The following is an 18,723-nucleotide window of genomic DNA, read 5'->3' on the forward strand; positions in this document are numbered from 1 at the left end:
ATCGTTCGGCACGGTGAACCCGCTTCAGCACCCGTTCAGGCAGGGGGCAGGTCCCACCCGCATTCGGCGGGCAGCCACAATCGGTCGGTACACAGCCTGTGGATAACTTGTGGATGGCGACCGGTCAGCCGTCCGGGCGGATGGTGTTCCAGCCGCTCAGACGTGGTGGCGGGCCCGGGACGGCCGACTGGGAACAGCGGCGGCCGGGAGCAGAGGCGAGGGGGTGGCACGACGGTGGCCGGAACGACCGACCTTGCCGCGGTGTGGACCGCGACGACGGACGAGCTCGCCGACGAGATCATTTCGGCTCAGCAACGTGCCTACCTGCGGCTGACCCGGTTGCGCGCGATCGTCGAGGACACCGCGCTGCTCTCCGTGCCCGACGCCTTCACCCGGGACGTGATCGAGTCCCGGCTCCGCCCGGCGATCACCGAGGCGCTCACCCGCCGGCTGGGCCGCCCGATCCAGGTGGCGGTCACCGTCCGGGTCGCTGAGGACGGCACTGGCCGTCCGGCGGGCACGGTGTACCGCAGCGTGCCCGAGGCCGACGTGCCCGAACTGCCCTTCCCCGGCTACGACGCCAACCCCGCCCACCCCGAAGCGCCGGCCCCGTTCCGGGAGGCCGCGCCGCCCGCGTTCCACCCGGACGAAGAGGGCGGCCCCGGCGCTCAGGTCGACCCGGCCCGGGGCGGACCGGCCGGCGACGACCCACGGCGGCTGATCCCCACCAGCCGGGGCAGTCAGGAACCCCTCTTCACCGCCAGCTTCACCGAACCTCCGGGGGGCGGACCGCCCGGGGCGGACCGGCGGGGTTACGACGACCGACGCGACAGTGGGCCCGACCAGGGCCGCCCGTACGACCAGCGCTACCGCGACAACGCCGGTCCGGTACGGGACAGGCTGCCCCGCGACGGCGCGACGGACAGCGGACCGGGACGTGGTGGCGTGGATCACCGGCCGGGCGGCCGGGACGACCGGCGGCTCCCCGGCGGTGCGGATACCGGTGGGAACCGGCTCAACCCGAAGTACATGTTCGAGACGTTCGTCATCGGCTCGTCCAACCGGTTCGCGCACGCGGCCAGTGTGGCGGTGGCCGAGTCGCCGGCCAAGGCGTACAACCCACTGTTCATCTACGGCAGCTCGGGGCTGGGCAAGACCCACCTGTTGCACGCGATCGGGCACTACGCCACGACGCTGGGCAATGCCCGCTCGGTCCGGTACGTCTCGACCGAGGAGTTCACCAACGACTTCATCAACTCGCTGCGCGACGACAAGACCAGCGCGTTCCAGCGCCGCTACCGGGACGTGGACATCCTCCTGATCGACGACATCCAGTTCCTGGAGAACCGGGAGCGGACCCAGGAGGAGTTCTTCCACACCTTCAACACGTTGCACAACGCCAACAAGCAGATCGTGATCACCTCGGACCGGTCGCCGAAGCAGCTCGCGACCCTGGAGGACCGGCTGCGGACCCGGTTCGAGTGGGGGCTGCTGGCCGACATCCAGCCGCCGGACCTGGAGACCCGGATCGCCATCCTCCAGAAGAAGGCCGCCCAGGAGCGCCTGTACGCGCCACCGGACGTGCTGGAGTTCATCGCCTCGCGGGTGTCGAACTCGATCCGCGAGTTGGAGGGCGCGCTGATCCGGGTCACCGCGTTCGCCAGTCTCACCCGCTCCACGGTCGAGCTCTCGCTCGCCGAGGAGGTGCTGCGGGACTTCATCCCGGACGGTGCCGGTCCGGAGATCACCGCCGATCAGATCATGGTCTCCACCGCCGACTACTTCGGCGTCAGCCTGGAGGACCTGCGCGGGCACTCCCGGTCCCGGGTGCTGGTCAACGCCCGGCAGGTGGCCATGTACCTCTGCCGTGAGCTGACCGACCTCTCGCTGCCCCGGATCGGACAGGCGTTCGGCGGCCGGGACCACACCACGGTCATGCACGCGGACCGCAAGATCCGCCAGCAGATGGCCGAACGCCGGTCGCTCTACAACCAGATCGCCGAGCTGACCAACCGGATCAAGCAGAACTCCTGAAACCGGGCCGGGGCGGCCGACTGCTGAAGCGGGCGGCCCGGCGGCCCCCGCCCGCCCCGCGAGAAACCACACCGACGGAAACGCCCGGCCCGACGGCCGGGCGTTTCCGTGTGCTGCCGGCCGTCGGAACGTCGTCCCGGACACCCGCCCACGGGCTGTGGAAGACGGCTCGGGGCGGTTCGGCGTACCCACAAGCCCACCCAGCTGTCCACAGCCGGAGGGACTTGTCCACAACAAGTTATCCACAGGTAGTGGATAACTACGGTCCGCCCCGACCCGGTTACCCACAGGTTGTGGAAAAACCCTGGGGACGACACTGTGGATGACTGTGGACAGTCGCTCGGTTATCCACCGGTCGCCGGCTGCCTGTGTACGACCTGTTGAAGGTTCTGGGGAAAACCGCCGTCCGGGGTGGTGCGCCTGTCCACAGGCCTGGGGAGAAAGTCCGTGGATAACCTGTGGATAACCGGTGGATGGCGGTGGACAACTCGGCCCGACACGGCGGCTGTGGACAAGTACGCGAGTTGTACCCATGGTTCTCCACAGGTAAACCACCGGTGGATAATGTGTCTGACCTGCGAAAATGCGACTTGTCCACAGTTTGCACAGGTGCGATGAAGACGATGGGTTATCTCTTTAGAAGAGAACAAAAACCAATCATCACCGTTGGACTTCCTGTGGATGGGGTCGTCGGCCTCCGGCCGGAGCAGGCTCACGACCCGATCCACGGGGTCGGGCGCACAGCCGATGCCCACGCGCCCTAAGGTGCGATGGGTACCCGCACGGTCGGGCGGGACGGTGGGCAGCGGTCGGCATGAGAGAGTTGTCGCTGACGTCGACGCGGAGGCATTGATGAAGTTCCGAGTGGAGCGCGACGCGCTCGCCGAGGCTGTGGCGTGGACCGCGAAGAGCCTCCCCAACCGGCCGTCCGTACCGGTGCTCGCCGGGGTGATGCTCCGGGTGACCGACGGCAACCTGCAGGTCTCCGGCTTCGACTACGAGGTCTCCAGCCAGGTCACCGTCGAGGTGCAGGGTGACGCCGACGGTGCCGCGCTGGTCTCCGGTCGCCTGCTCGCCGAGATCACCAAGGCCCTGCCGGGCAAGCCCGTCGACATCGCCGCCGTCGGCGCGCATCTCGAACTGGTCTGCGGCAGTGCCCGGTTCACCCTGCCGACCATGCCGGTGGAGGACTACCCGACCCTGCCGGAGATGCCGGAGAGCGCCGGCACCGTGGACGCCGCCGCCTTCGCCGCCGCGGTCGCCCAGGTCGCGGTGGCCGCCGGCCGGGACGAGACCCTGCCGATGATGACCGGCGTACGGCTGGAGCTGAACGGCGACACCCTCGCCATGCTCGCCACCGACCGCTACCGCCTCGCCCTGCGCGAGATGCAGTGGCGACCGGACGACGCCAGCGTCAGCATCAACGCCCTGGTGCCCGCCCGGACGCTGCACGACACCGCCAAGGCGCTCGGTCCGCTCGGCGGCGAGGTGACCCTGGCCCTGTCGCAGGGCGCGGCCGGCGAAGGCATGATCGGCTTCTCCGGTGGCACCCGCCGGACCACCAGCCGGCTGCTCGACGGCGCGAACTACCCGCCGGTCCGGTCGCTCTTCCCGCCGAGCCACAACGCCGAGGCCCGGGTGTCGGTGAGCACCCTGATCGAGGTGGTCAAGCGGGTCGCCCTGGTCGCCGAGCGGACCACCCCGGTGCTGCTCAGCTTCAGCTCCGACGGTCTGGTCGTCGAGGCCGGCGGCACCGAGGAGGCGCGGGCCAGCGAGGCCATGGACGCGACCTTCACCGGGGACGCGCTGACCGTCGGCTTCAACCCGCAGTACCTGATCGACGGCCTGGCGAACCTGGGTGCGCAGACCGCGATGCTCTCCTTCGTCGACGCGCTGAAGCCCGCCGTGATTTCCCCGGCCGGTGAGGATGGCGAGGTCGTTCCGGGGTACCGATACCTGATCATGCCGATCCGGGTCTCCCGCTGATCGCGCACGCACCCCGACCCAGAACCACCGGAGGTAGGTACAGATGCAGCTCGGCCTGGTAGGACTCGGCCGCATGGGCGGCAACATGCGCGAGCGGCTGCGTGCCGCCGGGCACGAGGTGGTCGGCTTCGACCACAACGCGGAGCTGAGCGACGTCGCTTCCCTGCCGGAGCTGGTCGAGAAGCTGTCGGCCCCCCGCGCGGTCTGGGTGATGGTGCCCGCCGGGGTCACCGACGCCACCATCGACGAGCTGGCCGCCCTGCTCGACTCCGGCGACATCATCATCGACGGCGGCAACTCCCGCTTCAGCGACGACGCCCCCCGCGCCGAGCGGCTGAACGAGCACGGCATCGGCTACCTCGACGTCGGCGTCTCCGGCGGGGTGTGGGGCCGGCAGAACGGCTACGCGCTGATGGTGGGCGGCTCCGAGGAACACGTCGGACAGCTGATGCCGATCTTCGAGGCGCTCAAGCCGGAGGGTGAGTTCGGCTTCGTGCACGCCGGGCCGGTCGGTGCCGGGCACTACGCCAAGATGGTGCACAACGGCATCGAGTACGGCCTGATGCACGCCTACGCCGAGGGCTACGAGCTGCTCGCCGCCTCCGAGCTGGTGACCAACGTGCCGGGGGTCTTCAAGTCCTGGCGGGAGGGCACCGTGGTCCGCTCCTGGCTGCTCGACCTGCTCGACCGGGCACTCGACGAGGACCCGGAGCTGGCCGAGCTGAGCGGCTACACCGAGGACACCGGCGAGGGCCGTTGGACGGTCGACGAAGCGGTCCGGCTCGCCGTGCCGCTGAACGTCATCACCGCCTCGCTCTTCGCCCGGTTCGCCTCCCGGCAGGACGACTCGCCCGCGATGAAGGCCGTCGCCGCGCTGCGCCAGCAGTTCGGCGGGCACGCCGTCCGCAAGCGCTGACCGGCATCCGCTCCGCCGTGTACGTCCGCCGGCTCGAACTGGTCGACTTCCGCTCGTACGAGCGGGTCGGCGTCGACCTCGAACCGGGGGCGAACGTCCTGGTCGGGGCGAACGGGGTCGGCAAGACCAACCTCGTCGAGGCGCTCGGCTACGTGGCGACCCTGGACAGTTACCGGGTCGCCACCGACGCTCCGCTGGTACGGCTCGGTGCGGAGTCGGCGGTGATCCGCTGCGCGGTGGTGCACGAGGGCCGGGAACTCCTGATCGAGTTGGAGATCGTCCCCGGCAAGGCCAACCGGGCCCGGCTGGGGCGGTCGCCGGCCCGCCGGGCGCGGGACGTGCTCGGCGCGCTGCGGCTGGTGCTGTTCGCCCCGGAGGACCTGGAACTCGTCCGGGGCGACCCGGCCGAACGCCGCCGCTACCTCGACGACCTGCTGGTGCTCCGCCAACCCCGGTACGCCGGGGTGCGCGCCGACTACGAGCGGGTGGTCAAGCAGCGCAACGCCCTGCTGCGTACCGCGTACCTCGCCCGCAAGACCGGCGGCTCGCGGGGTGGGGACCTCTCCACCCTGGCGGTGTGGGACACCCACCTGGCCCGGCACGGGGCGGAACTCCTCGCCGGGCGGCTGGAGCTGGTCGCCGCGCTCACGCCACACGTGACCAAGGCGTACGACGCGGTCGCCGCCGGGCGGGCGTCCGCGGGGATCGCGTACCGGCCGTCGGTCGAGCTGGGCGAGACGGTGCCGGACCGGGCGACCCTTACCGAGGCGTTGACCGTCGCGCTGGCCGAGGCACGTACCGCTGAGGTGGATCGCGGCACCACCCTGGTGGGTCCGCACCGGGACGACCTCGCGCTCACCCTCGGGCCGCTGCCCGCCAAGGGGTACGCCAGCCACGGCGAGTCGTGGTCGTTCGCGCTCGCCCTGCGGCTGGCCGCGTACGACCTGCTCCGCTCGGACGGGATCGAGCCGGTGCTGGTGCTCGACGACGTCTTCGCCGAGCTGGACGCCGGCCGCCGGGAGCGGCTGGCGGGCCTGGTCGGCGGGGCCGCCCAGCTCCTGGTGACCTGTGCCGTCGACGACGACGTGCCGGTGGCCCTGCGGGGTGCCCGCTATCACGTCGGCGAGGGGACGGTACGCCGTGTCGGATGACCCGATCCTGCCCCGTCCCGCCGCCGGTGCGGCCCGGAGTGCCGCCGGTCGTGCCCGGGCGGCCGGAACCGGGGGCCGGCGGACCGACGGTTCCGGGGACGGGTCCGGCGGATCCCGAGCCCCCGCGCCCGACCGGGCCGGCGGGGACCAAACCGCCTCCGGCGGACGCCCTGCGGGAACAGGCGGGAGCACTGGCGTGGACCTGCCGGGCGAAACGTCCGGCCCGCAGTTGGCACGGGCGGTGCTGGACGCGGCGAAGGCCCGCCGCGAGGCAGCCGCCCCTCGACGGCGCAGCGTGGTGGGTGGCGGCGGGGACGGGCAGCGACGACTGCGCGGCTACTCGGGGCCGGGACCGGACCCCCGGGATCCGCAGCTGCTCGGCGCGGTCCTCAGCCGGCTGGTGAAGGCCCGGGGCTGGGAGCAGCCAGCGGCGGAGGCCACCGTCTTCGGCGCGTGGGAACGGGTTGTCGGGCCGGAGATCGCCCAGCACAGCCGGCCGGTGAAGCTGGAGGACGGCGAACTCACCGTCGAGGCGAGGTCGACGGCGTGGGCCACCCAGCTCCGCCTGTTGGCCGGTTCACTGCTCCAGAAGATCGCCCGTGAGGTCGGTCACAACGTGGTCCGCAAGCTGCACATCCACGGCCCCGCCGCGCCGTCCTGGTCGCGAGGTCCCCGACGCGTACGTGGTCGTGGACCCCGCGACACCTACGGCTGACCGCGCGCCCGCGTCCCGGGCGCGCAGCCGTCGCCCGGGCAACCGACCCCGGCCCGGGACGTTGTACGAAGGGTGGGAGTGGAACGGTCAGGTGGCGGCGTAGACGGCGTAGCCGCGGTCCGCGCAGCGGCGGTAGAAGGCGGCCAGGACGGCCAGCTCGGCGCAGGTGAAGCTCCACTGCGGCGGGTCGCCGGCCTCGTCGCGGAGGCCGTCGAGCCGGGCGTCGAGCCAGCGGAGCTGCTGCTCGGCGAGGCGACCGTCGCCCAGCAGTTCGCGCAGCACGGTGCTGACCGACTCGAAGGTGACCGCCTCCCCGTGCTCGCGGTGCCGGACGACGAACCGCTCCAGCCCGTCGGCGATCCAGGCGCAGCCGTCCGGGTCGATCACCGGGTCCTCGTCCTCGGCGGCGTTCTCGGTGGCGTAGAGCACATTCTCCAGGCCGAGCAGGAGATCCACGAGTTCCGTGTAGGCCGTCGCCCGGACCGTGCCGGTCTTGGCGATCAGCTCGGCGAGAGCCGCGGTCGGCGCGGAGATCCGGGGCATCTCCACGATCTCGCCGAAATCCACGAACCCGGCCGGTGCCACCGGGTCGTAGAACCGGCCGGTCCGCGGCCAGACCACCGCGACGTTGTCCAGCCCCATCGGGCGTCACCTCTTAAGCGCACGTGTCGAGCCAGTCGGTCCGATCGTCCGATTCTGCCGTCTAAAGATCAAGTGCGGCACCCCGGGCGGCGCCCCAAGGTACGGCACCGTGCGTACTCGGCGCGACCCCGCGGCGTACTCGTCGCGGGTGGTGTCGGTGGGCCGACCGTCGGCAACCGCGCCCACGATCAGGGCCGCTCGTGTAGGGGGAGTTGCGGGTGGCGCGATTCGGGCCGCAGCGGAGGTCTGAGCCGCCTTCAAGGGGTGCCGAGTGGTGGTTATGTCGGCTGCGCACAGTAGGATTGGAGGTGAGACGAAGATCTGACGCGGAGCGACGCCACGGACCCCGCCGGGCCCCGACGCGCCCGTGTCGCATCGAGTTGATCGCGATCCGCGGGCAACCGCGGCGACCGGCGCGTTCGGCCCGTACCCCGGAACATACCCGGTGCCGGTCCATGCGCCCGACGTCGCGTCCTGTCCGCCGAACCCGCGCCCGACGCGCCCTCTGAGGGGAGCGGACGGCGCGAGAAAGTGGCCGAGGGTGGCAGCGCAGAACAAGCAGGAGTACGGCGCCGAGTCGATCACCGTCCTCGAAGGGCTCGAGGCGGTCCGGAAGCGGCCCGGCATGTACATCGGGTCCACCGGGGAACGTGGTCTGCACCACCTCGTCTGGGAGGTCGTCGACAACGCGGTCGACGAGGCGCTGGCGGGTCACTGCGACACCATCGACGTGGTGCTGCTGGCCGACGGTGGCGTACAGGTCACCGACAACGGCCGTGGCTTCCCGGTCGACCTGCACCCCAAGCTGAAGAAGCCCGGCGTCGAGGTCGCGCTGACCGTGCTGCACGCCGGCGGCAAGTTCGACGGCAAGGCGTACGCGGTCTCCGGCGGTCTGCACGGCGTCGGCGTGTCCGTCGTGAACGCGCTCTCCACGCGGATGGCCGTGGAGATCCACAAGGACGGCTTCGTCTGGCGGCAGAAGTACACCGCCTCCAAGCCGAGCCCGCTGGACAAGGGCGAGACCACCGACCGCACCGGCTCGGCGGTCGCCTTCTGGCCCGACCCGGACGTCTTCGAGACGGTCGACTTCGACTTCCAGACCATCTACCGGCGGCTCCAGGAGATGGCCTTCCTCAACCGGGGCCTCACCATCCACCTCCTCGACGAGCGGGTGCCCGAGGACGAGGACGGCCGCCAGCGCGAGGTCACCTTCTGTTACAAGGGCGGCATCGCCGACTTCGTCCGGCACCTGAACGCCTCGAAGAACCCGATCCACAAGACGGTGGTCGAGTTCTTCGGCGAGGAGGAGGGCATGTCCGTCGAGATCGCCATGCAGTGGAACGAGTCCTACGGCGAGTCGGTCTACACCTTCGCCAACACCATCAACACGCACGAGGGCGGTACCCACGAGGAGGGCTTCCGGGCCGCGCTGACCGGCCTCGTCAACAAGTACGGCGCGGAGAAGAAGCTGCTGAAGGCCGACGAGAAGCTCTCCGGCGAGGACATCCGTGAAGGACTCGCCGCGATCATCTCGGTCAAGCTGGCCAACCCGCAGTTCGAGGGGCAGACCAAGACCAAGCTCGGCAACACCCCGGTGAAGAGCTTCGTGCAGCGGGTCTGCAACGAGTGGCTGGTCGACTGGTTCGACCGGAACCCGGCCGAGGCGAAGGTCATCATCACCAAGGCGTCCCAGGCCGCCCGCGCCCGGATCGCCGCCCAGCAGGCCCGGAAGCTGGCCCGCCGCAAGTCGCTGCTGGAGTCCGGCTCGATGCCGGGCAAGCTGGCCGACTGCCAGTCCACCGACCCGCGCGAGTCGGAGGTCTTCATCGTCGAGGGCGACTCGGCCGGCGGCTCGGCCAAGCAGGGGCGGGACCCACGGACCCAGGCGATCCTGCCGATCCGGGGCAAGATCTTGAACGTGGAGAAGGCCCGGATCGACCGGGTGTTGAAGAACAACGAGGTCCAGGCGCTGATCACCGCGCTCGGCACCGGCATCCACGACGACTTCGACATGGAGAAGCTGCGCTACCACAAGGTGGTGCTGATGGCCGACGCGGACGTGGACGGCCAGCACATCCAGACCCTGCTGCTCACCCTCCTGTTCCGCTTCATGCGTCCGCTGGTCGAGCTGGGGCACGTCTACCTGGCCGCCCCGCCGCTTTACAAGATCAAGTGGAACAAGCGGGGCGACGACGCCCAGTACGCCTACTCCGACCGGGAGCGGGACGGGCTGATCGCCCTGCGGCAGCAGAAGAAGCCGAACGCCAGGCCGGACGACATCCAGCGCTTCAAGGGCCTCGGCGAGATGAACTATCCCGAGCTGTGGGAAACCACCATGAACCCGGCGACCCGGACCCTGCGTCAGGTCACCCTCGACGATGCCGCGGTCGCGGACGAGTTGTTCAGCGTCCTGATGGGTGAGGACGTCGAGGCACGCCGCTCGTTCATTCAACGTAACGCCAAGGACGTGCGCTTCCTGGACATCTGACGGTTGCCGGCGGACCGCCGGGAAGCCCCCGGCGGTTCACCGGTCCACAGGGTTATCCACAGCTTCGACGGTATCCACAGCCGTTATCCACAGCACGAAAACGACTCTGAGTCTGATAAGGGTTAACAGTGACCGATACTCCCGAGTCCACCCCTAACGAGCCGGAGACCCCGGAGGCCGCCGCCACGGTAGTGGCGCACGACCGGATCGAGCCGGTCGGCCTCGAGGTGGAGATGCAGCGCTCCTACCTCGACTACGCGATGAGCGTCATCGTCGGGCGGGCGCTGCCGGACGTGCGGGACGGGCTCAAGCCGGTCCACCGCAAGATCCTCTACGCCATGTTCGACTCCGGCTACCGGCCGGACCGCGGTTACGTGAAGTGCTCCCGCGTCGTCGGCGACGTGATGGGGCAGTTCCACCCGCACGGCGACTCGGCGATCTACGACGCGCTGGTCCGGATGGCGCAGCCCTGGTCACTGCGGTACCCGCTGGTCGACGGCAACGGCAACTTCGGGTCGCCCGGAAACGATCCGGCCGCCGCCATGCGCTACTGTTTGACAGGAGATGCCCGGATCCGTACCGCTGACGGGTCGGTCCGGATCGACCAGGTCGTGCCCGGCGCGGCACCGAGCAGCGAGACCGAGATCGACCTGAAGGTCCGCGACCGCAACGGCGACTTGGTCCGCGCCACCCGGTTCTTCCACTCCGGTGAGCACCCCACGCTGCGGCTGCGCACCCGCGAGGGGTACGAGCTGACCGGCACCCACAACCACCCGGTGCTCTGCCTGGTGGACGTGGCCGGCGTGCCCACCCTGCTCTGGAAGCTGCTCGCGGAGGTTGCCGCAGGCGACCGGGTGGTGCTCCAGCGGTCCGTTCCGGACGAGATCGGCTACCCGATGCTGGAGCACGTCGAGGCCGCTGTCCTCGCCGGTGCCTTCGTCAGCGAGGGCTGGGTCTCCGAGGGGCGAGCCGGCTTCAACAACACCGACCGGGAGTTCTTCGTCCGGGTGCTCGCCGCCTACGACCTCGCCGTCGGTGGCCCCCGGTACGTCGCCCAGCGCACCATCGCCTCCGGCAGCCTCCTGCACGAACTCGACGTCCAGGACCTGACCGCCCTGCGGGCGAGCATCCTCGGCGAGCTGGTCGGGGCGCGGAGCGCGGCGAAGTTCGTACCGGAGTTCGTCTGGCAGGGGCCAGCTGCAATCAAGCGGGCCTTCCTCCAGGCGCTCTTCGAGGGGGACGGTTCCTCCTCGTTGCTGCCGCGCAACAGCATCCAGATCTCGTACTCGACCCGCAGCGACCGCATGGCCCGCGAGGTCCAGCAGCTGCTGCTGGAGTTCGGCGTGGTGAGCAGGCAGTGTCGGTACGACCACGGCGAGATCAAGGTCGTGGTGACCAACCGCCGCGACGCCCGGATCTTCGCCCAGCAGGTCGGCTTCCTCGGCCGTAAGCAGGCCAAGCTGGAATCCGAGCTGGCCTCGGTGCCGCAGACCAGCACCGCTCTCTCCGCCGACCACGTGCCCTTCGTGGCCGACTTCGTCCGGGCGCACGGTGCCACCCGCTGGACCGAGCGGGACTGGCTGCGCCGGCACAACGTCGACCGGATCGAGCGCTGGGAACGCGACCGCGAGGAGGTCGCCTCCAGGATCACCGAGGCCGACGTGCTCGATGTGGTCGAGCCGCTGGTGGACGGGCGCTTCTACTACGCCGAGGTGGCGGAGGTCGAGGACGCCGGCGTCCAGGCGGTCTACAGCATCCGGGTCGACACCGACGACCACTCGTTCGTCTCCGACGGCTTCGTCAGCCACAACACCGAGTGCAAGCTGGACCCGCTGGCGATGGAGATGCTGCGGGACATCGACGAGGACACCGTCGACCTCCAGGACAACTACGACGGCCGGGCCAAGGAGCCCACCATCCTGCCGTCGCGGATCCCGAACCTGCTGATCAACGGGTCCGAGGGCATCGCGGTCGGCATGGCCACCAAGATCCCTCCGCACAACCTGCGCGAGATCGGCGCGGCGGTGCAGTGGTGCCTGGAGAACCCGGAGGAGGACGAGGCCACCACCCTCGACGCGCTGCTGGAGATCGTCAAGGGCCCGGACTTCCCGACCCACGGCCTGATCGTCGGCACCACCGCCATCCAGGACGCGTACCGGACCGGCCGCGGCTCGATCCGGATGCGCGCCGTGGTGGAGGTCGAGGAGGACAAGCGGGGTCGTCCCTGCCTGGTCGTCAGCGAGCTGCCCTATCAGGTCAACCCGGACAACCTCGCCGAGCGGATCGCCGAGCTGATCAAGGAGGGGAAGCTCGGCGGCATCGCCGACATCCGGGACGAGTCCTCCGGGCGTACCGGCATGCGGATCGTGCTGGTGCTCAAGCGCGACGCGGTCGCCAAGGTGGTGCTGAACAACCTCTACAAGCACACCCAGCTCCAGGAGACCTTCGGCGCCAACATGCTGGCGCTGGTCGACGGCGTGCCGCGCACGCTCAACCTCGCGCAGTTCATCCGCTACTACGTCGAGCACCAGATCGAGGTCATCCGGCGACGGACGGCGTTCCGGCTGCGCAAGGCCGAGGAGCGGGCGCACATCCTGCGCGGTCTGTCCAAGGCGCTGGACGCGCTGGACGAGGTGATCGCCCTGATCCGGCGCTCGCCCACCGTCGAGGACGCCCGGCAGGGCCTGATCCAGCTGCTGACGATCGACGAGATCCAGGCGACCGCGATCCTGGACATGCAGCTGCGTCGTCTCGCCGCTCTGGAGCGGCAGCGGATCCTGGACGACCTGGCGAAGCTCGAGATCGAGATCGCCGACCTGAAGGACATCCTGGCGAAGCCGGAGCGGCAGCGGAAGATCGTCTCCGAGGAGCTGGGCGAGATCGTCGCCAAGTGGGGCGACGAGCGGCGTACGAAGATCGTGCCGTTCGACGGCGAGGTCTCCATGGAGGACCTGATCGCCCGCGAGGACGTCGTGGTAACCATCACCCGGACCGGGTACGCCAAGCGGACCAAGGTCGACCTCTACCGCTCCCAGCGCCGGGGCGGCAAGGGCGTCAGCGGCGCCACGCTGCGGCAGGACGACATCGTCAGCCACTTCTTCGTCTGCTCCACCCACGACTGGATCCTGTTCTTCACCAACAAGGGTCGGGTCTACCGGGCCAAGGCGTACGAGCTTCCGGAGGCCAGTAGGGTGGCCAAGGGCCAGCACGTGGCCAATCTGCTCGCCTTCCAACCGGAGGAGCAGATCGCACAGATCATCGAGATCCCGAACTACCAGGTAGCCCCCTATCTGGTACTGGCCACGAAGAACGGCCTGGTGAAGAAGACGAAGCTCGAGGAGTTCGACTCCAACCGCTCGGGCGGCATCATCGCGATCAACCTGCGCGACGAGGACGAGCTGGTCGGCGCTGCCCTGTGCGCGCCGGACGACGACCTGCTGCTCGTTTCGAAGAACGCCCAGGCCATCCGGTTCAACGCGGGTGACGAGACGCTGCGACCGATGGGGCGGGCGACCACGGGCGTGATCGGCATGCGCTTCAGTGACGAAGACGAACTGCTGGCCATGGAGGTCGTCCGGGAGGGCATGGACGTCCTGGTGGCCACCAACGGGGGATATGCGAAACGGACCCCCATCGAGGAATACCCGGTGCAGGGCCGGGGAGGTAAGGGCGTGTTGACCGCGAAGATCACAGAGCGCCGCGGGGGTCTTGTCGGCGCGGTCGTGATCAGTCCGGACGACGAGCTCCTCGCGATCACCAGCAACGGTGGCGTCATCCGGACTCCGGTGAAGCCTGTACGCCGTACGCGGGATCGGAACACAATGGGGGTCAAGCTGATGGACCTCCCGGACGGCGTAACCATCGTGGCGATTGCTCGCAATGCCGACGAGCCTGACGAACAGGACTAGTTGATGACGGAGACACAGGCGAAGTCGGGGAACAAGGGGACCTCGGCCAACCCGGTCGACGAGGATGCCGCGAAGGGCGGTGCGTCCGCGTCCGGACGCGCCGCCGTAGGTCGGGCGACGGTTCCCGCCGACGCGCCTGCCCCGAAGTTCACCCGGGCTCCCGGCATGACACCACCGCCGGACAAGCCCGCCGCCGACTCGGGCAAGGGCGACCGGACCGAGGCGATCGACGTCGACGCGCCGACATCGGCCGGGATGACAACGGCCCCCGGTGCGGCCCGTCCGGCCACGACGACACAGCCGATCGCCGTGAAGGCGGCACAGGCCGCGGCCACGGGTACCCAACCGCGGGTCGGGGCCGGCACCCCGCTGGACACCGCGCGGCCGGGGGTGGCCCGGCCCAACGGCGGCGGGCTGCCGCCGGGGGTCGGCGGTGCCGCGGCGGTCGGGGCTGCCCGGGTCAACGACGCGGTACGCGCCGCGCGCAGCTCGGTCAGCTCCGCAGCCTCGCGTGGTCCCCGTCGGGCCCGGCTGAACCTCAAGCGGATCGACCCGTGGTCCGTCATGAAGTTCACCTTCGCGGTCTCCGTGGTGCTCTTCATCGTCGTCGTGGTCGCCACGTCGGTGCTCTACCTCGCCCTCGATGCGATGGGTGTGTTCCAGAGCGTCAACGAGAGCCTGACCGACCTGGTCAGCGCCGGCGGTGGACAGGGCACGGACGGTTTCCAGATCACCGCCAAGGGCGTGATCCTCAGCTCGGCGCTGCTCGGGCTGGTCAACGTCGTCCTGTTCACGGCGCTCGCCACGCTGGGGGCGTTCGTCTACAACGTCTGCGCCGACCTGGTCGGCGGGGTCGAACTCACCCTCGCCGAGCGGGACTGAGTCGGCCCGAAGGGCTGGTCACGCCGGGGCGCCGCGAAAGCGGTCGCCCCGGCGTTGGTCATGCAGGTAGGTTCGTCAGCAGACGGTGCGCGAGGTCCGACCCCGATTTGGGGCCCGACGCACGGATGGGTTAATGTTGCTCGTCGCGCACGGGGCTATAGCTCAGTCGGTTAGAGCGCAGAGCTGATAACTCTGAGGTCGCTGGTTCGATTCCAGCTAGCCCCACCGCATACCGTCCGACGGCAGTCGAGCGAGGGGACGCCCCATGGTGAAGAAGCTTCTGTTGCTGGTCGGCGTCGTCGGCGTGGCGGTTGTCGTTGCCCAGCGGATCAAGGCGTCGAACGACGAGCGCGCCCTGTGGCACGAGGCGACCACCGCCCCCGACCTCCGGTAAGGTTCGACCCAGGGCGGTCACTCTCCGTCCGTTCGGGGCCCTAGCTCAACTGGCAGAGCACTGCCTTTGCAAGGCAGGGGTTAGGGGTTCGAGTCCCCTGGGCTCCACGCAATTCTGTGAGCTGCTGGTTCGTGGCCGGAGGTGGTCAGCATGCGAACCATCGGCGCGGCGTGTGTCGGAACGGTGGACACCGAGGCGACTTTTGGTCATGCTTGTGACCATGACAACGCTACCGTTGGGGGAAGTGAAAACCCGTCTCTCTGAACTTGTAGGTCGGGTGCACGACCACCACGAGCGGGTGACCGTGACGGTGCATGGTAGGCCGTCTGCCGTGCTGGTTTCGGTCGAGGACCTGGAGCGTCTGGAGGAGACCGTCGCGGTTCTTGGAGATGCGGGCACCCTGCGACGGCTGGCCGACTCCGATGCGGAACTGGCCCGAGGTGAAGAGGTCTCCGCCGACCAGCTCGCCGAGACCATTCGCGCCCGTCGCGCCTCGGCCGCGTGAACCGGCGGCTGCCGGAAGATCCGTACACGCTTCGCACCACTCCGACCGTCCGCCGAGCGCTGGCCGAACGTTTGCCAGAGGCCGTCGCGGTTGCCGCGTACGAGTTCATGACCGGGACCTTGGGCAGGAGCCCTACCGGGTCGGGAAGCGCTTGCTGCCGCCATTGGCGGATCGGTTCACCGCCCGGCGAGGCACCTACCGGATCATTTACCGCGTCGACGACCACAACCGCACCGTGACGGTCGTGGATATTGATCACCGAAGGGATGTTTACCGCTCCTGACACCCCTGGTCTTTTCTGCTTGATGGTGCCAGGGCATTCAGTATCGTGAGCACCGTGTCGATGAACGTGTCTGACGAGGCTGCAGCCCTTGAGGCCGAAATGGAGCAGTATCCGGACGAGCGAGGTGAGATCCTGCTCGAGGCTGCCGACGCATGGCGTCGGGCGGGGCGGCTCGACCGAGCAGCCGACCTGCTGAGCAGACTGATCACTGACGGCGGCGAGGACGGCTGCTACGCGATGGTGCAGCTCGCCGAGGTGCGATTCGAGCAAGGCGACATCGATGAGGCGCATGATGTGCTGGATCGGCTGGCCCACGACGCAGCGACGAACGACGGTCACTGCACGCTGGTCGCCGAACTGCTCGCCGAGCGCGGCGATCTGCGCGCCGCATTGCGCTGGTACGACCGGGCGGTGGCCCGGCTGTCGACCGACGAGTTGCGTGCGCTGAGCGGCCCGGATGGTTGGACACGGATGTCCTCGGTGATGATTCGCGGCCGTCGTGAGGTCCGTCGGCCGGGCCGGCGAGTCCCCTCTCGATCCGGCGGTCAAGGCCCGCTACAGCGAGACCCTTCCGGAGGAGCACACGATCGCCTGGCCGCCACCGCGCAACTCCCCATGCTGGTGCGGATCGACAGCCAAGTACAAAAAGTGTTGCGGCCGAGCGGTCTGAGTGGCGCCCTCCGACGCGCCGCGCGTCCGTCACGACGCAGCCCTACCTGCCATCGCTCCTGTGGTGGCAGGGGTAGCCGGTCGCCGGCGACCGTGGCGGTGTGGTTCGCACGGTGATACCTCCGGCCCACCAGTACGAACGTGGTTGACTGCAGCCCGAGTGCAGTCATTTGCACAGCCAAGCGGCTCACCGGTCCTTTCCTCGCCCAGCCCACACGTTGCGAAGACGTGCCGCAGTAGCGCCGTCGCTCGTGACGACGGAGGTCCGGATGCTCTCGCCCTTCCGGCGTCGGGTGGTGCTGGCGCGCTGCGGAGGCACGATGACAGAAGGGTGAATCATGGGCTTCGCCGACGACGAGATGGATTTCGTCCGTTCCCAGCCGCTGGTACGGATGGCGACACTCGGCGACGATGGACAACCGGACGTGGTGCCGCTTGCCTTTGAATTCGACGGCGCGGCGTTCTGGGTCGGCGGCGGCGAGACGTTCCTGCAGACGCGCAAGGTGCGCAACATCGTCGCCGGGCGGCGCCGAGTCGCTCTCGTCTTCGACGACATGCCGTCGTTCGCCCCGTTCGTTGCCCGCGGTGTGCGCGTTTACGGCACGGCCGAGGACCCGATCGAGCGCACCGGCATCACCGGACCCGGCTGGTACGTGCGGATCGTTCCGACCGAATCGTGGAGCTGGAACATGGCGGGTGAGCCGGTCGGTGAGACCTGGTACCCGTCCCGGCACCGCCGGCACTGAGCTGAGTCCGGGACTCACCGGCAGACCGACGGTTGCCGTCCCGGTCCCGGTGCCCACCACTGTGTGGTGTCCGTATCGCCCGACCGGTGGTGTGTCACTTTCGGGGCCAGGAGGCAGGACGAGCTGACCCACAACTGCACCGAGGCCGGCGGCTCGCTGCTCGTCACGGTCTACCCGATCGATTTCTCCGGGTCGTACCCGTGCACCGTGAATCGGCCGTCGCCGAGTGCGGTGAAGTCGCTGTCGACCCGTCCCGAGCCCCGGTACAGCGCGAGCAGGGTCTGCTCGTGGTCTTCCGGCAGCAGCGGTAGCTCCCAGACGCCCTGCATGACGTAGGGGCGGTCGACGTCGAACCATCGCGCGCTGTCACAAGGGAGCTCCCACTCGCGCTGCGGCGCCGGCAGTGCACCGAACTGCTCCCGCACGGCGTCGGCGGCCATGCCAGACGCCCTCGGCGGTCCACTCGACGGTCAGGTCGGCCGGGTCCATGCCGGTCGCGTCGAAACGGACGCGGTGTCCGTAGCCGCCGCTCCGGTCGCGGCCCAGGACGACCGCGTGGTGGTCGACGGCGGATGAGCCGCCCTCGGACAGCAGGATCGCCGCGATCGGCGCGCGGACGTGGGTCAGCACGGCGAAGTGTGCCGAACCGTCGGCGTACCCGATCCCCGGCGGTTGGTCGACGACCCGGACGACGGTCGTCCGGGGCCACCACAGGAGGACGGCGGCGGCCACGACGCCGCAGACGAGGGCCACGACGATCGCCGTCCGTAGGGGACGGCGGCGCCGTTCCCGGCCGGCTGCGGCCGGTGTGCCGGTCGGGTACGAGGGGTGGTTCATCGGTCGAGTGTCGCCGCACACGTCAAGTGACCGGGCCATCCGCGGCGGGGTGGCCGGGTCACCACCGCTGGTGCTCCTGCCCGGGATCGACGTAAGGGTCGCCGTGGGCGTTCGTCCTCGACGTGCGGATAGAGCGCCAGGCCGACCCGGTCACCGTGGACGGTGCGGACCTCCCAGTGGTGGCTGCATCCCGTCACGGTACGAGCGGTGGCCGGCCCGGCCGTACCGAGTTGTTCACGGAGCAGGTCCGGTACATCGTGCATGGCCCGCCGCGAGCGGGGTACCGGAACAGATACCAACCCCCGGAAAGTGAGGTGTGATTGCCATGCCGACCGCACGTGATCTCATGACCAGCGACGTCAGCTGCGTCCGTGAGCAGGATGATCTCAAGTTCGCCGCGCGCAGGATGGCCGAGCTGGGGGTCGGCTCGTTGGCGATCTGCGGCGCGGACAACCGCCTGAAGGTGGGTGACCTGATCGAGGCCATCTCCGAGCGCGGCTGACCGCATTCGACGCGTCCATCGGGGCCTTCCGCTCGGCGGGAGGCCCCGCGCCGTGAGGGCCGCTC

At 69.6% G+C, this 18,723-nt stretch carries 17 protein-coding genes and 2 tRNA genes; 16 read left to right on the forward strand and 3 right to left on the reverse strand.

The annotated features are described in order from the left end of the window. Positions 1–261 precede the first annotated feature (261 nt). The 5 genes from dnaA (at position 262) to GA0074694_RS06790 (ending at position 6,802) form a co-directional block, all read left to right on the forward strand. Complete coding sequence (dnaA, locus tag GA0074694_RS06770) at positions 262–2,034, forward strand: chromosomal replication initiator protein DnaA (RefSeq protein ID WP_245714722.1); 1,773 nt, start codon at positions 262–264, stop codon at positions 2,032–2,034. Positions 2,035–2,886: 852 nt separating this feature from the next. Next, complete coding sequence (gene dnaN / locus GA0074694_RS06775; RefSeq protein WP_091454103.1) at positions 2,887–4,020, forward strand: DNA polymerase III subunit beta; 1,134 nt, start codon at positions 2,887–2,889, stop codon at positions 4,018–4,020. Between the two features lie 43 nt (positions 4,021–4,063). Then, positions 4,064–4,936 carry a phosphogluconate dehydrogenase (NAD(+)-dependent, decarboxylating) gene (gene gnd, locus GA0074694_RS06780; protein ID WP_091454105.1) on the forward strand — a complete coding sequence of 291 codons (873 nt, stop codon included), beginning with the start codon at positions 4,064–4,066 and terminating at the stop codon, positions 4,934–4,936. A 17-nt stretch (positions 4,937–4,953) separates the two neighbouring features. Continuing rightward, the gene (recF, locus tag GA0074694_RS06785) at positions 4,954–6,087 is read left to right on the forward strand and encodes a DNA replication/repair protein RecF (protein ID WP_091454107.1); all 1,134 of its coding nucleotides are present in this window, start codon (positions 4,954–4,956) and stop codon (positions 6,085–6,087) included. 196 nt (positions 6,088–6,283) lie between these two features. Continuing rightward, positions 6,284–6,802 carry a DciA family protein gene (locus GA0074694_RS06790; protein ID WP_091454109.1) on the forward strand — a complete coding sequence of 173 codons (519 nt, stop codon included), beginning with the start codon at positions 6,284–6,286 and terminating at the stop codon, positions 6,800–6,802. An 87-nt stretch (positions 6,803–6,889) separates the two neighbouring features. On the opposite strand, the gene GA0074694_RS06795 is transcribed toward GA0074694_RS06790, so the two are convergent. Then, complete coding sequence (locus GA0074694_RS06795; protein ID WP_091454112.1) at positions 6,890–7,444, reverse strand: hypothetical protein; 555 nt, start codon at positions 7,442–7,444, stop codon at positions 6,890–6,892. 541 nt (positions 7,445–7,985) lie between these two features. On the opposite strand from GA0074694_RS06795, the gene gyrB reads away from it, so the two are divergent. The 10 genes from gyrB (at position 7,986) to GA0074694_RS06840 (ending at position 17,319) form a co-directional block, all read left to right on the forward strand. Further along, on the forward strand, positions 7,986–9,932 hold the full coding sequence (gene gyrB / locus GA0074694_RS06800) for a DNA topoisomerase (ATP-hydrolyzing) subunit B (protein ID WP_091454114.1): 1,947 nt from the start codon (positions 7,986–7,988) through the stop codon (positions 9,930–9,932). A 260-nt stretch (positions 9,933–10,192) separates the two neighbouring features. Next, positions 10,193–13,840: an intein-containing DNA gyrase subunit A gene (gene gyrA / locus GA0074694_RS06805; protein ID WP_425413609.1), complete on the forward strand. Its 3,648-nt coding sequence runs from the start codon at positions 10,193–10,195 to the stop codon at positions 13,838–13,840. A 3-nt stretch (positions 13,841–13,843) separates the two neighbouring features. Beyond that, the gene (locus GA0074694_RS06810; RefSeq protein ID WP_091454119.1) at positions 13,844–14,722 is read left to right on the forward strand and encodes a DUF3566 domain-containing protein; all 879 of its coding nucleotides are present in this window, start codon (positions 13,844–13,846) and stop codon (positions 14,720–14,722) included. Between the two features lie 151 nt (positions 14,723–14,873). Beyond that, positions 14,874–14,947 (forward strand) — tRNA-Ile (locus GA0074694_RS06815). A 40-nt stretch (positions 14,948–14,987) separates the two neighbouring features. Next, the gene (locus GA0074694_RS32175) at positions 14,988–15,116 is read left to right on the forward strand and encodes a DLW-39 family protein (RefSeq protein ID WP_211296303.1); all 129 of its coding nucleotides are present in this window, start codon (positions 14,988–14,990) and stop codon (positions 15,114–15,116) included. A 34-nt stretch (positions 15,117–15,150) separates the two neighbouring features. Beyond that, positions 15,151–15,223 (forward strand) — tRNA-Ala (locus GA0074694_RS06820). 113 nt (positions 15,224–15,336) lie between these two features. Further along, a complete protein-coding gene (locus GA0074694_RS06825; protein WP_091614758.1) occupies positions 15,337–15,621 on the forward strand; it encodes a type II toxin-antitoxin system Phd/YefM family antitoxin in 285 nt (94 codons plus the stop codon). Next, entirely contained in the window at positions 15,539–15,904 is a 366-nt protein-coding gene (locus tag GA0074694_RS32635) for a type II toxin-antitoxin system RelE family toxin (protein WP_245714572.1), read from the forward strand. The genes GA0074694_RS06825 and GA0074694_RS32635 overlap by 83 nt, the downstream gene beginning before the upstream one ends. Positions 15,905–15,958: 54 nt before the next feature. Then, entirely contained in the window at positions 15,959–16,690 is a 732-nt protein-coding gene (locus GA0074694_RS32640) for a tetratricopeptide repeat protein (protein ID WP_245714573.1), read from the forward strand. Between the two features lie 221 nt (positions 16,691–16,911). Continuing rightward, complete coding sequence (locus tag GA0074694_RS06840; RefSeq protein WP_091454125.1) at positions 16,912–17,319, forward strand: PPOX class F420-dependent oxidoreductase; 408 nt, start codon at positions 16,912–16,914, stop codon at positions 17,317–17,319. Positions 17,320–17,489: 170 nt separating this feature from the next. Here GA0074694_RS06840 and GA0074694_RS31485 read toward each other — a convergent pair whose 3' ends face one another. After that, positions 17,490–17,648, reverse strand: coding sequence for a hypothetical protein (locus GA0074694_RS31485; protein WP_176737804.1), 159 nt, complete (start codon positions 17,646–17,648; stop codon positions 17,490–17,492). A gap of 37 nt (positions 17,649–17,685) precedes the next feature. Further along, positions 17,686–18,156: a hypothetical protein gene (locus tag GA0074694_RS06845; protein ID WP_091454129.1), complete on the reverse strand. Its 471-nt coding sequence runs from the start codon at positions 18,154–18,156 to the stop codon at positions 17,686–17,688. Between the two features lie 325 nt (positions 18,157–18,481). On the opposite strand from GA0074694_RS06845, the gene GA0074694_RS06850 reads away from it, so the two are divergent. Beyond that, positions 18,482–18,658, forward strand: coding sequence for a CBS domain-containing protein (locus GA0074694_RS06850; protein ID WP_176737805.1), 177 nt, complete (start codon positions 18,482–18,484; stop codon positions 18,656–18,658). The last annotated feature ends 65 nt before the right edge of the window (positions 18,659–18,723 follow it).

The sequence above is a fragment of the Micromonospora inyonensis genome (genome assembly GCF_900091415.1).
Classification (GTDB): Bacteria; Actinomycetota; Actinomycetes; order Mycobacteriales; family Micromonosporaceae; genus Micromonospora; species Micromonospora inyonensis.

What these genes read in the sequence shown, in the direction of transcription:
- dnaN (WP_091454103.1), top strand. Translation starts at nt 2,887, where the DNA reads ATGAAGTTCCGAGTGGAGCGCGACGCGCTCGCCGAGGCTGTGGCGTGG.
- gnd (WP_091454105.1), top strand. Translation starts at nt 4,064, where the DNA reads ATGCAGCTCGGCCTGGTAGGACTCGGCCGCATGGGCGGCAACATGCGC.
- GA0074694_RS06795 (WP_091454112.1), bottom strand. Translation starts at nt 7,444, where the DNA reads ATGGGGCTGGACAACGTCGCGGTGGTCTGGCCGCGGACCGGCCGGTTC.
- gyrA (WP_425413609.1), top strand. Translation starts at nt 10,193, where the DNA reads ATGAGCGTCATCGTCGGGCGGGCGCTGCCGGACGTGCGGGACGGGCTC.
- GA0074694_RS06810 (WP_091454119.1), top strand. Translation starts at nt 13,844, where the DNA reads ATGACGGAGACACAGGCGAAGTCGGGGAACAAGGGGACCTCGGCCAAC.
- GA0074694_RS32175 (WP_211296303.1), top strand. Translation starts at nt 14,988, where the DNA reads ATGGTGAAGAAGCTTCTGTTGCTGGTCGGCGTCGTCGGCGTGGCGGTT.
- GA0074694_RS06825 (WP_091614758.1), top strand. Translation starts at nt 15,337, where the DNA reads ATGACAACGCTACCGTTGGGGGAAGTGAAAACCCGTCTCTCTGAACTT.
- GA0074694_RS32635 (WP_245714572.1), top strand. Translation starts at nt 15,539, where the DNA reads ATGCGGAACTGGCCCGAGGTGAAGAGGTCTCCGCCGACCAGCTCGCCG.
- GA0074694_RS06840 (WP_091454125.1), top strand. Translation starts at nt 16,912, where the DNA reads ATGGGCTTCGCCGACGACGAGATGGATTTCGTCCGTTCCCAGCCGCTG.
- GA0074694_RS31485 (WP_176737804.1), bottom strand. Translation starts at nt 17,648, where the DNA reads ATGCAGGGCGTCTGGGAGCTACCGCTGCTGCCGGAAGACCACGAGCAG.
- GA0074694_RS06845 (WP_091454129.1), bottom strand. Translation starts at nt 18,156, where the DNA reads ATGAACCACCCCTCGTACCCGACCGGCACACCGGCCGCAGCCGGCCGG.
- GA0074694_RS06850 (WP_176737805.1), top strand. Translation starts at nt 18,482, where the DNA reads ATGCCGACCGCACGTGATCTCATGACCAGCGACGTCAGCTGCGTCCGT.